Source organism: Acidovorax sp. LjRoot117 (assembly GCF_964252695.1).
In the GTDB taxonomy this organism is placed as follows: Bacteria; Pseudomonadota; Gammaproteobacteria; order Burkholderiales; family Burkholderiaceae_C; genus Acidovorax.
Genome location: NZ_CAXUPO020000002.1, coordinates 202,168 through 214,534, shown reverse-complemented (window position 1 = coordinate 214,534; position 12,367 = coordinate 202,168). Strand labels below are relative to the sequence as shown.

The following is a 12,367-nucleotide window of genomic DNA, read 5'->3' as shown; positions in this document are numbered from 1 at the left end:
TGTAGAGCGAAATCGCTGCATTTCAAAGGTGTCGTGGCGACTTAACCTTGAGGCATCGACATCCATCCAACGCAAGGAGCCTCCATATGCCTGCACCCACCCTGCCCCCTGCAGCAAGCCAGCCCACCATGCAGGCCATCGTGTTCGACGACTTCGGCGGGCCCGAAGTGCTGGTGGCCCGCCAGATCACGGCCCCCGAGGTGCGCCCCCACGACCTGCTGGTGCGCAACGCCGCCATCGGCGTCAACCGCGCCGACCTGTCGCACCGCAAGGGCGCCTATGGCCGCGCCTACTTCGGCGATGCGGACACCATGGGCCTGGAGATCGCCGGCACGGTGGTCGAGGTCGGGCCGCAAGTGCGCGGCTTCAACGTGGGCGACCGGGTGATGGGCATCGTGGGCGGCGGCGCCTACGCCGAGCTCTCGCGCATCGACCACCGCATGGCGATGCACGTGCCCGCGGGCCTGGATCTGATCGCTGCGGGCGCGGTGGCCGAGGTCTTTGTGACCGCGCACGAAGCACTGTTCCACCTGGCCCGCCTGCAGCCCGGCGAGTCGGTGCTGATCCACGCCGCCGCCGGTGGCGTCGGCTCGGCGGCGGTGCAGTTGGCCCACGCAGCCGGTGCCCGCGTGTTCGCCACGGCCGGGGGCGACAAGCGCGGCGCGGTCGAAGGCTTCGGGGCGGATGTCTGCATCGACTACCGCAGCGAGGACTTCGCGGCCGTGGTTGCCGAGACAACGGGTGACCAAGGCGTCGATGTGGTGATCGACTTCATCGGCGCGCCGTACCTGGAGCGCAACGTGCGCTCGCTGGCCGTGGGCGGGCGCCTGGTGGCCGTGGGCCTGCTGGGCGGCGCGCAAGGGGCCGCACTGCCGATGGACGCGGTGCTGTACCGCCACCTGCAGATTTTTGGCACGGTGATGAAGTCGCGCCCGCCCGAGGTCAAGCAGGCCATGGTCCAGCGCTTTGCCCAGCGGTGGCTGCCGGCGCTGGCGGACGGCAGGATCCGGCCCGTGATCGACAGCACCTACCCGCTGGCGGAGGCCGCGCAGGCGCACCGGCGCATGGAGTCGGGCCTCAGCGTGGGCAAGATCCTGTTGCTGCCGGGTGGCACCGGCCCATGACATGCACCCAGGCCTGCATTGCGCGCCCTAGCCCAGGGCCAGGCTGTCGGCATCGAAGGACGGGGGACGCAACAGGTCCTCGTCGATGCCCATCACCTTGCTGGCGCGCTCCAGCGCCTGCCACAGGGGCGCAGGCATCTGCAGGATGTCGTCGGGAGAGGCGGAACGCGCAATCCACGCGCTGATGTCCACGTGCTGCTCGGCGGTGAGCAAGTCCAGGTGCAGCATTTCGTCAATGGTCTTCATCTGTGGCCTATCGGTGGAGGGTCTTGCCGGCGAATGCCCAAGGCTACCTGACAAACCTCCACATGCGGCCAAAACCGCCCATGTCAACCGCAGGCCACGTGAGCTGCACCGGTGCTCATCCGCGCTTCCACGCCGCATGAAAGCCGAACGGCACCACCTGCGGCAGGTGCAACGTGGCCAGGCACTGCATGCTGGACGGGTCGATCACGCCGATCACCGTGCCCTCGTCCCCCTCGGCCAGGGTCGGCACCAGCAGCACGCCATCGTCCTCGGCGGTCGAGCCGGGGCGGTCCACGAACAGGGGCTCCAGCTGCACGGCCGCCTTGCGCTGCCAGGTGCCGGCAATGCGCCCGGCGTCCAGGTCCAGCTTCACCGTGCGGTCGAACAGGGGTGCCTGGCCCTCAGGGTCGAAACCTGCGAACCACGCGTGGCGCGACCGCTGGCGCCCCCAGTACGCGCCGTGCACCGAGGGCAGCTCCACGCTGGCCCCGTCCACCAGCGTCTGCGGCTGCGCGCCGCTGTGGCCGGGCTGCAGCCGGTAGCGCTGCACGCGGTGTGTCACACCCACGGGCTCGCCGGCACGCAGGCGCGCCAGGCCCAGAGCGCTGAAGATCTCGGGGCCATTGGTGGTGCACAGGTCCAGCACCAGCGTCGCGGGTGAGCGCCCGCCGGGGCTGGGCTCCTCCCAGGCCTGCACCGCGTGGAAGCTGGCCATCGCGGGTACCGCCCAGCTGCGCACGCTGCCATCCACCAGCGAGATGGCATCGATGCGCGAGCCTGCGGCAGCGTTCCACTTGAAGTTGTCGATGAAGCCCTTGCCCGACAGCGCCAGCTGGATGGCATGGACCCGCAGGGCCGGCTGCCACACCAGCGCGTGCGTGGGCGTCATCGCAAATGCGTGCAGGTAGCCGGCCTGGCGCACGGCCCAGCGCGCAATCACCTCGCGCGTGCGGCTGCCCGCCACGATCTTGAACAGCTTGTAGGTGCACTGGGGGCCCATCTCCACACCCACGTTCCAGTAGGTGCCTTGCGCATCCGTCATGCCATGGGCCGACATCACGTGGATCACCTCGGCGTCGTCGTACTCGATGCGCCCGGTGGTCCTGAGCGTGTCGGGGTCGAAGCTGGTCAGCAGCGGCGTCTCGGTCTGCGCCACCCACTGCGAGCCGATGCGCGCCATCACCACCGCGCCGTTGTCGGTGACCACGGGGTGCCGCAGATGACGCAGCCGCTGGAAGAAGCCCCTTGGGTCCGGGGTGCCAAAGGCTGCGCGCGCCGGCTTGCGCGCGGCCAGGCTCTCGCGCAGGTCATCGGTCTGCAGATAGCGGCTGCGGTAGGTTGCACTGGCACCGCCCATGTCGCCCGGCGCGAACCGGATGCGGTGCAGCATGGCCAGCCCGTCGAACCAATGCTGGTAGCTGCCGTGCGGCAGGTCCCACAGCGCAGGGCCGTTGAGCAGCAGGCTGCCGCCCAGCAGCCAGGGCGGTATGTGCCCGCGGATTTCCACAGGGGCGTCGGTGAGTTCGCGGGCTTCGGACTGCAGGCCGCGCAGGCGGGTGGCAAACCCCGCGGGCGCAGCGCGAACAGCCGTGGAGGCAGTGGTCATGGGGCGTTTCAAGCAACAGGCAGACGGCCTCCATCATGACCCAGGTCCCGCCATCGCCCCAGCGCTGATTGGCCACTGACAACGGCCAAGGACGACCGCGCCGCGCCGCAAAGCAGTTCAAACAACCCTGTGGGCGCGTCTCCATGACGACCCGCCATGAAATCCGGGAGCGGGTGTTCATTATTTGCAGAATCAACTGCACAGGGTATTAACACCCACCATTATTGAAAGCCAAACGAAAGTCAATTGAAAGGATTCTCAATTCCCAGGGTTCCTACCGATCTTCACCTGCAAAATCACTACAAACATATTCCATCCAATGCATTAACCTTGCACCCACCGAATACTTCCAGGCGAATCAGCCTGCAAAGCATTCCGGTTTGCAAAAATAATGACAGGAGATATTGAATGGTGAATATGAACGCTGCGCACAGCCGCCGGCAGTGGCTGGCCGCCGGCGGCCTGCTGCTGGCACAAGCCCATGGCCTGGCCGCACCGCCTGCTGCGCAGGCGCAGGGCGGCACCCGCAAATCGCCGCTGGTCTTTGCCGTGATCACGCCGCGCGGGGCCGATGCCGCGGTGGCTTCGTGGAGTTCATTCATCCAGCGGATTGCGCAGGAACTGGGGCAGCCGATCAACCTGCGCACGTGGGAATCGCCGGACTCCAGCGCCCTGGCGAGCGCATTTGCCAGCGGGGAGATCGACCTCGCCTGGGTGGGCAATTCCACGGCGCTGGCCGTGGTCGAGCGCGGAGTCGGCGAGGTCTTCGCGCAGATGGTGACCGACACCGGCAGCACCGGCTACCACGCCATCATCGTCACCCACAAGGACAGCGGCCTGAAGACTCTGGACGCTGCCCAGCAGCCCGGCAAGGGCCTGATCTTCGCCGACGGCGAAACCAAGAGCTTCTCGGGCCACCTGGTGCCGCTGTACTACGCGTTCGTCAAGCGGGGCATCAACGACCCGGCCAGCCTGTTCAGGGAAGTGCGCCGTGGCAGCCATGTCGAGAACCTCACCCTGGCAGCGCAGCGCAAGGTGGATATCGCCACGGCCAACGACGAAGAGCTGGCCATGTTCAAAGCAAAGAATCCCGCACTGGCCGGCCAGCTCAGCATCTTGTGGACATCGCCGCTGATACCGCAGTCTCCGCTGGTATGGTCCACCGCCCTCCCCCTGGACCTGCGCCGCAGGCTCCAACACATCGTCACCTCGTTCGGCAAGGACAACGCCCTGGACGGGCAGATTCTCAAACAGGTCAACAACCTCTCGGCGTTCAGAAAATCCAGAAACTCGCAGCTGATCACCGCCGGAGACATCGACATGTTCGTGGCCTGGCAGCAGGTCAACCGCAGCAAGGACCTGTCGGACGCGGACAAGGCGCACCGCATACGGGCCATCAGCGAGCGGGCCTCGCGGCTGGAACTGCGCCTGAAGCTGCCGCCGAGCGTGTCATAGGCACCGGGGCAACGTGCGCGTGAAGCGCGTGCAGCGCAGGGGTGCGGAGGCGTGGGCGATACCATTGCGGGTTTGCGGCCACGCCCAGCACCTTCTTTCTTCCAAGCCATGACCCACGCCACCGAATTCGCCCCCGGCCTTGTTGTCCAGGGCATCGAGCCCCCGCTGTCCCTGTCGAGCTACAAGCTCATCGCCTTCGACATGGACTCCACCCTCATCAACATCGAATGTGTGGACGAGATCGCCGACGCCGCGGGCCGCAAGGCCGAAGTGGCCGCCATCACCGAAGCCGCGATGCAGGGCGTGATCACCGACTACAAGGAAAGCCTGCGCCAGCGCGTGGCCCTGCTCAAGGGCGTGACGGTGCAGCACATGGAGCAGGTGTTCACCGAGCGCCTGCGCTTCAACCCCGGCGCCAAAGAACTCATCACCGCCGCCAAGGCAGCGGGCCTGACCACGCTGCTGGTCTCCGGCGGCTTCACCTTTTTTGCCGACCGCGTGAAGGCGGGGCTCGGTATCGACTTCGCCCGCTCCAACATGCTGGAAGTGGACGCCGGCCTGCTCACCGGCCGCATGGTGGACCAGCCCTGGGGCGACATCTGCGACGGTGCCGAAAAGCGCCGCACCTTGCTGGAAGTGGCGTCGCTCATGGGCATTGCCCCATCGCAGGCCATTGCCGTGGGTGATGGCGCCAACGACCTGCCCATGATGGGCGCCGCCGGCCTGTCCGTGGCCTACCACGCCAAGCCCGCCGTGCGCGCGCAGGCCAAGGTGGCCATCAACGAGGGCGGGCTCGACCGGCTGCTGGAAGTGCTGCGCTGAGCAACGCCTGCTGAAGGCCCTGGATGGGGGTATGCGACAGCCTGCCTCGGGTGTTTGCAGGACACCGAAAATACGCTGCAGCCAGGAGCGCCAAACCGCCCCGGTCGCGCTGACGCTGCTGCAGCCTGCCGCTGTGCGCGGCTACTTGTCCTTCTTGGTGCCGGGCGTGAAGAACAGCGCCACGCCCACCGCAATCAGCGCCACCGGCCACCACACCCGCAGCAGCTCGCGCAGGCTGATGCTGATGAGCCCCAGGTTGGTCAGCAGAAAAAACACGCCCAGCACGACCAGAACGATCGCAGCAATATTGCCCTTCATGTGCATTCCCTCGGAGTTGTTGGTGTGGTCTGAGCGCGATTATGGCGGGACTGGAAAGCGCCGCGCCTACGGTGCAGGCCGACCTGCGGCGCCGGCGCGCAGCGGCGTGAGCAGGTCGGACAGGCCGTTGTGGTCGATCTCGCGCATCAGCGCCAGCAACTGCCCGAGCTCACCCTTGGGAAAGCCCTCGCGCGCAAACCAGTGCAGGTAGTTGCCGGGCAGGTCGGCCAGCAGCGTGCCTTTGTACTTGCCGTAGGGCATCTGCACGGTGACCAGGCGGTGCAGCTTGTCGGGGTCAATGGTCTGCATCGCTCACCTCGTGGGGTTGTTGTGCACGTGTTGCTGCAATCGGCCTCGCGCATTCTGCGCGCCGTGCCAGGAGATATGGGTAGCTTGCCATGAGGGAAGTGAGGCGTTGGTCAGCTTTCAAGATTAACGCCCGCAGGCGAGGAATCTCGCACTTTTGTCGAGAGCGGCAAGGCGGCGCGCGCAAAGAGCTGGCCGCAACGCGCGTGATCAAATAGGCATGGGCTGGAAAATGCTACAAGAAATTCCCCGCCGGTCTATTGCAGCCGACCCTCCGCGTTCTCAGATCTCGCCATGAATACTCCTTCGGACCTCACGCTCTGTGACCAAGAGCCCATTCGCATACCCGGCGCCATCCAGCCGCATGGCCGTATGCTGGTTCTTGACGGTGAAACGCTGGCCCTGCAAGCCTGGAGCGCCAACTGGTTCGATGCAGCTGCCGATGCCCTGGCTGCCATGGACCATCAGGCCCTGCATGCCACACCACCCGGCGGCGTGTCCATGCAGGTGGGCGTGCTCCACATCGATGCCCAGATGCACTCCTGCTGGGCGCATCGCAACGCCACACAGCTGATTCTGGAGTGCGAGCCCACCCCTCCCCAACAGCGGCCGGAGGAGCCCATCTATGGCGTGGCTCGCGATTTTCTGCCCCGTCTTCAAGAGGCCGACACGGTCCAGGCACTGGCCCAGCTGGCCGCGGAAGAATTGCAGCGCCTGACGGGATTCGGTCGCACCCTCGTCTACCGGTTCGACGCAGACGGCCATGGCGAGGTGCTGGGTGAGGCCGTAGCGCCGGGGTACGACAGCTATCTGGGGCTGCACTTCCCCGCGACGGACATTCCGCAGCAGGCCCGAGCGCTCTATCTGTCCAACCGGTTCCGGCTGATTCCGGACGCCAACTACCAGGCGGTCCCCCTGCTGGCCGTGCCCGGTGGGCCGACGGCACACGATATCGATCTGTCCCAAGCGTTCCTTCGCAGCGTGTCGCCCGTGCACCTGGAGTACATGCGCAACATGGGCACCCTCGCGTCGATGTCGGTATCCATAGTGGTGGACGGCAAGTTGTGGGGACTGGCCTCGTGCCACGACCACGCGCCCCGGTATCTGGACTCCGGCATGCGCGCGGCCTGCTCGCTGCTCGGCCAATTCCTCTCCATGCAGATCGATGCCAAACAGGCCACCGCAGAAGTGGCGGCGCGGCTGGAGCTGCGCAAGCTGACCCTGCAGTTGGTTGCGCACCTGTCGGACAGCGACGCCAGCCTGCGCCGCATCGTGGACGAGCCGTCGCTCCTGCTGCGCCTGGCCCGTGCCACGGGTGCGGCCGTGGTGCTGGACGACCAGGCATGGACTGCGGGCGAGACGCCGCCCACCGATGCGCTGCTGGATCTGGCGAACTGGGTCGCGGGCATGGGCCATGAGGTCTATGAAAGTTCGCAGCTCACCGCCCACTACCCGCAGGCAGCCGAATGGCAGACCACCGCTTCAGGCGTCTTGGCCATTTCCATTTCGCAGGTACATCGCCACGTCATCTTGTGGTTCAGGCCCGAGCTCGTCCAAACGGTGACGTGGGCAGGCGATCCGCGCAAAAGTCGCCAGCCCGATGCGACAGGGCGGATCCACCCCCGCCACAGCTTTGCAAGCTGGGTGGAGCAAATCGGCGGCCATTGCCTCCCCTGGTCCGCGGCAGAGATCGGCACGGCCGGTGAACTGCGCCAGGCGCTGATCGGGGTCGTGCTGCGCCGCGCAGAGGAGTTGGCCGCCATCGCCAGCGAACTGGGCCGCGTGAACAAGGAGCTGGAGGCTTTTTCGTACACCGTATCGCACGACCTGCGGGCGCCCATGCGCCATATCGCTGGCTATGTGGACCTGGTGATGGAAACCGAAGGCACGGCGCTCACCGCCCGTGCGCACCGCTACATGGGCCATGTCAAGGATGCGGCGGCATTCGCCGGCCAGTTGGTGGATGCCTTGCTGGATTTTTCCCGCATGGGCCGCACGGCGCTCAAAATCAAGCGGGTGGACTGCAACAGCCTGGTGGAAGGGTTGGTGCGCGAAATCTCCCGGCACGAACGCGATCGGACCATCGAATGGCGTGTGGACCCGCACCTTCCCGTGCTGATGGCCGACCCGCTGCTGCTGCAAGTGGCGGTGCGCAACCTCATGGGCAACGCCGTCAAATACAGCCGCGACAGCAAGCCCTGCGTGGTCACGGTGCGGGCCGTTCGCAACGCCGAAGGACAGGGCCTGGAGGTGCAGGACAACGGCGTCGGCTTTCAGATGCAATATGCAGCCAAACTGTTCCAGGTATTCCAGCGCCTGCACCAGGCCGAAGAGTTCGAGGGCACGGGCATCGGGCTGGCCAACGTGAAACGCATTGTGGAGCGGCACGGGGGCCGCGTGTGGGCCCACAGCGACGTAGGACATGGCGCCACTTTTGGGTTCGAGATCCCCGAGCCCGGGCACAATGCTGCCAATTTTCAATCTGTCGGGAACGAGTCCGATCATGCTTAAGCCGATTCTTCTGGTCGAGGACGACCTGCGCGACCAGGAACTGACGCTCCTGGCCCTGGAGCGAAGCCAGCTGGCCAACGACGTCGTGGTGCTGCGCGATGGCGCCGCAGCGCTCGACTACCTGCGCCGCGAAGGCGAATATGCAGACCGCGCCGAAGGCAACCCGGCGGTGATCCTGCTCGATCTGAAGCTGCCCAAGGTCAACGGACTGGAGGTGCTGGAAGCGGTCCGCCAGAGTCCGGCACTGCGCAGTGTTCCGGTGGTGATGTTGACCTCTTCGCAGGAAGAAAGCGACCTGTTGCGCAGCTACGAACTGGGTGTCAACGCGTACGTAGTCAAGCCTGTCGAATTCAAGCAGTTCGTGTCTGCCATCGCCGATCTGGGCGTGTTTTGGGCAGTGCTCAATGAGCCGCCCCCAGGGTCCCTGCGCACCAACCGCAGGTACGAGTAGATCTTGGGCACCATGGTCCGATCGGAGCACCCGCTGAGGGTCGTGTTGCTGGAGGATTCCGCGTTCGACGCTGAACTGCTCCAGGAATTCTTGCTGGGTATCTACCCCCGCGCCCACATCGTATGGGTTCGCAATGCCCAGGGCTTTGCGGGCGCGCTGGAGCGCGGCGGTTTCGACGTCATCCTGTCCGACCACGAACTGGGCGGCTTTACCGGCACCGAGGCGCTCGACCTGGCCCGCGAGCGGATGCCGCTGGTTCCCTTCATTTTTGTATCCGGGGTGATCGGCGAGGACAACGCGGTAGAACTGCTCAAGCGCGGCGCGACCGACTATGTGAGCAAGTCGAGGTTGCCACGGCTCGCGTCCGTGCTGGACCGCGCGCTGCGCGAGGTGGCAGAGCGGTCAGCCCGCATCGCGGCAGTGGCCGAGATGCAGACCGCCAAGGAAGAAGCCGAACGGTTGACGGTGGAGCTGGCCCAGCGCGTGCGCGAAGTGGAAACAGGGCAGGCGCGGCTGCGGGCCGCCACCGATGCTGGCGAGCTGGGCGTATGGCAACTGGACCTGGCGCGGCAAGAGCTGATGGCCTCAGGCCACTGCAAGGCCAACTTCGGCCGCGACGAATCCCTGCCGTTTACCTACGCCGAACTGCTGGGCGCCGTGCACCCCGATGACCTGGCACGCATGCAAGCCTCGGTCGCCCACACGATCGCGACCGGCGAGGACTACCGCATCGAGTACCGGATCGTGCGGCCGGATGGCCAACTGGCGTGGGTGCGGATCATGGGCCGCCTGGAGCGTGACGCGGAGGGCCAACCCGCCTACATGGCCGGCATCTCGCAGGAGATCACCGACATCGTGCTGGCCGGCCGGCGTGCGCAGCTGATGGAGCTTCTGGAACGCGATGTCTATGGCGTCCCGCACGAGCCGCATGAAATCGCCTACCGCGCCGCCGAGGCCCTGGGCCGGGTGCTGGACGTGAGCCGTGCTGGCTACGGCTTGATCGACCGCGAGGCAGAGACGATCACCATCGACCGCGACTGGAACGCGCCGGGCATTGCGACCTTGGCAGGCACGCTTCATTTTCGGGACTTCGGCAGCTACATCGAAGACCTCAAGCGGGGCGAGACGGTGGTATTTGCCGATGCCCGCACCGACCCGCGCACGCGCGATACGGCCGATGCGCTGATCGCCATCAGTGCGCAGTCGGTCATCAACATGCCGGTGAATGAGGAAGGCGGCTTGGTGGCATTGCTGTACCTGAACCATGCCACCTTGCGGCATTGGACGGCGGACGAAATGAGCCTCATCCGCGAGGTGGCGCACAGAACCCGCCACGCGGTGGAGCGCCGGCGCGCCGAACAAAACCTGCATGCGCTGGCGAACTCGCTCGAACGCAAGGTCAAGGAGCGCACCGCTGAACTCATGCGGACCGAAGCCGCACTGCGGCAGTCCCAGAAGATGGAAGCCGTGGGCCAGCTGACCGGCGGCCTGGCGCATGATTTCAACAACCTGCTCGGTGCGATCTCGGGCAGCCTGGAGCTGCTCAAACGGCAGGCTGGCAAGGAATCTCCGTCCTTGCGCTACATCGAGATGGGCCAGACCGCGACCAAACGGGCAGCCGCGCTCACGCACCGTCTGTTGGCCTTCTCCCGCCAGCAGACGCTCGAGCCCAAGGTCGTGCAGGTCAATCAATTGATCGGCGGGTTCGAGGACCTCATTCGCCGCTCCATAGGACCGCAGGTTGCGCTGGAAGTACTTGCCGGGACCGGCGTGTGGCCGGTGCTCGCCGACCCCGGACAGCTCGAAAATGCGCTGCTGAACCTGTGCATCAATGCCCGCGATGCCATGCCCGATGGCGGCCGCCTGGTGGTGGAGACCACCAACCGGTCCATCGATGAACGCACCGCCAGCGACGAAGGCATGCGGCCGGGCCAGTACGTGTCGATTGCCGTGACCGACGACGGTACCGGCATGCCCGCCGAAGTGATCGCCCGCGCGTTCGACCCCTTTTTCACGACGAAACCCCTGGGAATGGGGACCGGCCTGGGTCTTTCCATGGTCTACGGCTTCGCGCGCCAGTCAGGGGGGCAGGCCAGGATCCACTCGGAAGTGGGCGCAGGCACCACCGTGTGCATCTTCTTGCCGCGGCACCTGGGTGAAGACACTGTCCGCAGTGAGCACACCGCGCAGACGCCACCGCTCGGTAACACCGGGCTGGGCGAGACCATTCTGGTGGTCGATGATGAAGCCTCGGTCCGCGCGTTGATGGCGGAGGTCCTGCGTGAGATGGGCTACCGCGTGCTGGAGGCAGAGGACGGGCTTGGCGCGGTCGAGCTGCTGCAGCACGACCCCTCCGTGACGCTGCTCGTCACCGACGTAGGCTTGCCCGGCGGAATGAATGGCCGCCAAGTGGCCGACGCGGCCCGCACGACGCATCCGGCGCTCAAGGTGCTGTTCGTGACAGGATATGCCGAAAATGCGGTACTCAGCCACGGACACCTGCCCACCGGCATGCAGGTGCTGACCAAGCCTTTCGAGTTGCATGTGTTCGGCCAGAAGGTGCAGACGCTGGTCAAGGCTGCGTTCTAGTCGCCGCGCTCCGCCGCCCCCGCCGATCCGGTCGTCGGCGACGCCGGCCTTAACCGCCCGCGCGCTTGACCTTGTGGCCCAACTTCTGCAGCGCGGCCATCACGCGGTCCACGTGGTCGCCCTGCACTTCGATCACGCCGTCCTTCACCGTGCCGCCGCTGCCGCAGGCGGCCTTGAGCTGCTTGCCCAGCTGCTCCAGCGCGGCGGCGTCGACCAGCACACCCTTGACCAATGTCACGGCCTTGCCGCCGCGGCCCTTGGTCTCGCGCGACACGCGCACGATGCCGTCGCCCGTGGGCAGCGGCTTGTTCTGGTGGCAGACGCACTGCGCCACAGGCTGGCGGCAGCCCGGACACATGCGCCCCGCGTCGGTGGAGTACACCAGCCCGCCCAGGTCCGCGAACGACTTCATCGCTTGTGCTCCACTTCGTTCTGCAGCATGTGAAAGTCCAGCAGGCGCGTGGCCAGCAGCGTTTCGGTCAGAAAGCACACGAGCGCGAGCAGGAATGAGGCCACCCCTGCCAGGAAGCCCGCCACCGCCAGCCGGTTGGACTGGAAGTTCGTCGTCTCGCCCAGGAACAGCAAGATGATGGTGATGCCGATCAGGAAAGCGCAGAACGTGAGCAGCCCGATGCAGCCATTGGCCAGCCGCCCGCGCAGCCGCAGGTCGGCCAGTTCCTTGTAGGCACGGGCCAGGAATTCGGGCTCGGTGTTGGCGCGTGCGCGGTCTTCCACCACACGCGCTCGGTCGATGATGCGGGCCAGGCGGCCGGCCACGGCGCCGATCATCCCGGAGACGGCGGTGAGCAGGAACACCGGCGCCACCGCGAGCTGGATGCCATGGGTGATGTTGGACGGATCGAGGGTCAGGGCCATGGTTGCGAAGAAGAAGTGACGAAAAAGCAGGCGGCCTGATTATCGGTGCCACCGCCCGCAGCC

Annotated in this window: 12 protein-coding genes; 6 read left to right on the top strand and 6 right to left on the bottom strand. The window is 66.2% G+C overall.

Annotation, left to right across the window (positions count from 1 at the left end; all coding sequences use genetic code 11):
- The first annotated feature begins 86 nt into the window (after window positions 1-86).
- Window positions 87-1,124, top strand: coding sequence for an NAD(P)H-quinone oxidoreductase (locus ACSQ3D_RS06395; protein WP_436126292.1), 1,038 nt, complete (start codon window positions 87-89; stop codon window positions 1,122-1,124).
- Between the two features lie 27 nt (window positions 1,125-1,151).
- On the opposite strand, the gene ACSQ3D_RS06390 is transcribed toward ACSQ3D_RS06395, so the two are convergent.
- Both ACSQ3D_RS06390 and ACSQ3D_RS06385 read right to left on the bottom strand, forming a co-directional pair.
- A complete protein-coding gene (locus ACSQ3D_RS06390) occupies window positions 1,152-1,370 on the bottom strand; it encodes a hypothetical protein (RefSeq protein WP_396504442.1) in 219 nt (72 codons plus the stop codon).
- Window positions 1,371-1,485: 115 nt separating this feature from the next.
- Window positions 1,486-2,976 carry a carotenoid oxygenase family protein gene (locus tag ACSQ3D_RS06385; protein ID WP_436126291.1) on the bottom strand — a complete coding sequence of 497 codons (1,491 nt, stop codon included), beginning with the start codon at window positions 2,974-2,976 and terminating at the stop codon, window positions 1,486-1,488.
- 408 nt (window positions 2,977-3,384) lie between these two features.
- On the opposite strand from ACSQ3D_RS06385, the gene phnD reads away from it, so the two are divergent.
- Complete coding sequence (phnD, locus tag ACSQ3D_RS06380) at window positions 3,385-4,431, top strand: phosphate/phosphite/phosphonate ABC transporter substrate-binding protein (RefSeq protein WP_436126290.1); 1,047 nt, start codon at window positions 3,385-3,387, stop codon at window positions 4,429-4,431.
- Between the two features lie 108 nt (window positions 4,432-4,539).
- Complete coding sequence (gene serB / locus ACSQ3D_RS06375; RefSeq protein WP_056418443.1) at window positions 4,540-5,253, top strand: phosphoserine phosphatase SerB; 714 nt, start codon at window positions 4,540-4,542, stop codon at window positions 5,251-5,253.
- A 141-nt stretch (window positions 5,254-5,394) separates the two neighbouring features.
- On the opposite strand, the gene ACSQ3D_RS06370 is transcribed toward serB, so the two are convergent.
- Both ACSQ3D_RS06370 and ACSQ3D_RS06365 read right to left on the bottom strand, forming a co-directional pair.
- Window positions 5,395-5,571 carry a LiaI-LiaF-like domain-containing protein gene (locus ACSQ3D_RS06370; protein ID WP_200912439.1) on the bottom strand — a complete coding sequence of 59 codons (177 nt, stop codon included), beginning with the start codon at window positions 5,569-5,571 and terminating at the stop codon, window positions 5,395-5,397.
- A 66-nt stretch (window positions 5,572-5,637) separates the two neighbouring features.
- Window positions 5,638-5,871 (bottom strand): DUF3820 family protein, encoded by a 234-nt coding sequence (locus tag ACSQ3D_RS06365; protein WP_056170603.1) that lies wholly within the window; start codon window positions 5,869-5,871, stop codon window positions 5,638-5,640.
- Between the two features lie 300 nt (window positions 5,872-6,171).
- Here ACSQ3D_RS06365 and ACSQ3D_RS06360 point away from each other — a divergent pair, with 300 nt between their 5' ends.
- Genes ACSQ3D_RS06360 through ACSQ3D_RS06350 form a run of 3 tightly spaced genes read left to right on the top strand, consistent with a single transcriptional unit; the run spans window position 6,172 to window position 11,428 of the window.
- Complete coding sequence (locus tag ACSQ3D_RS06360) at window positions 6,172-8,388, top strand: ATP-binding protein (RefSeq protein WP_436126289.1); 2,217 nt, start codon at window positions 6,172-6,174, stop codon at window positions 8,386-8,388.
- On the top strand, window positions 8,381-8,839 hold the full coding sequence (locus ACSQ3D_RS06355; protein ID WP_056169456.1) for a response regulator: 459 nt from the start codon (window positions 8,381-8,383) through the stop codon (window positions 8,837-8,839). The genes ACSQ3D_RS06360 and ACSQ3D_RS06355 overlap by 8 nt, the downstream gene beginning before the upstream one ends.
- 12 nt (window positions 8,840-8,851) lie before the next feature.
- Window positions 8,852-11,428 carry a response regulator gene (locus ACSQ3D_RS06350; RefSeq protein ID WP_436126288.1) on the top strand — a complete coding sequence of 859 codons (2,577 nt, stop codon included), beginning with the start codon at window positions 8,852-8,854 and terminating at the stop codon, window positions 11,426-11,428.
- A gap of 49 nt (window positions 11,429-11,477) precedes the next feature.
- Here ACSQ3D_RS06350 and ACSQ3D_RS06345 read toward each other — a convergent pair whose 3' ends face one another.
- Both ACSQ3D_RS06345 and ACSQ3D_RS06340 read right to left on the bottom strand, forming a co-directional pair.
- Window positions 11,478-11,840: a translation initiation factor Sui1 gene (locus ACSQ3D_RS06345; RefSeq protein WP_056169459.1), complete on the bottom strand. Its 363-nt coding sequence runs from the start codon at window positions 11,838-11,840 to the stop codon at window positions 11,478-11,480.
- Entirely contained in the window at window positions 11,837-12,304 is a 468-nt protein-coding gene (locus ACSQ3D_RS06340) for a DUF2721 domain-containing protein (protein ID WP_056169461.1), read from the bottom strand. The genes ACSQ3D_RS06345 and ACSQ3D_RS06340 overlap by 4 nt, the downstream gene beginning before the upstream one ends.
- Window positions 12,305-12,367: the final 63 nt, after the last annotated feature.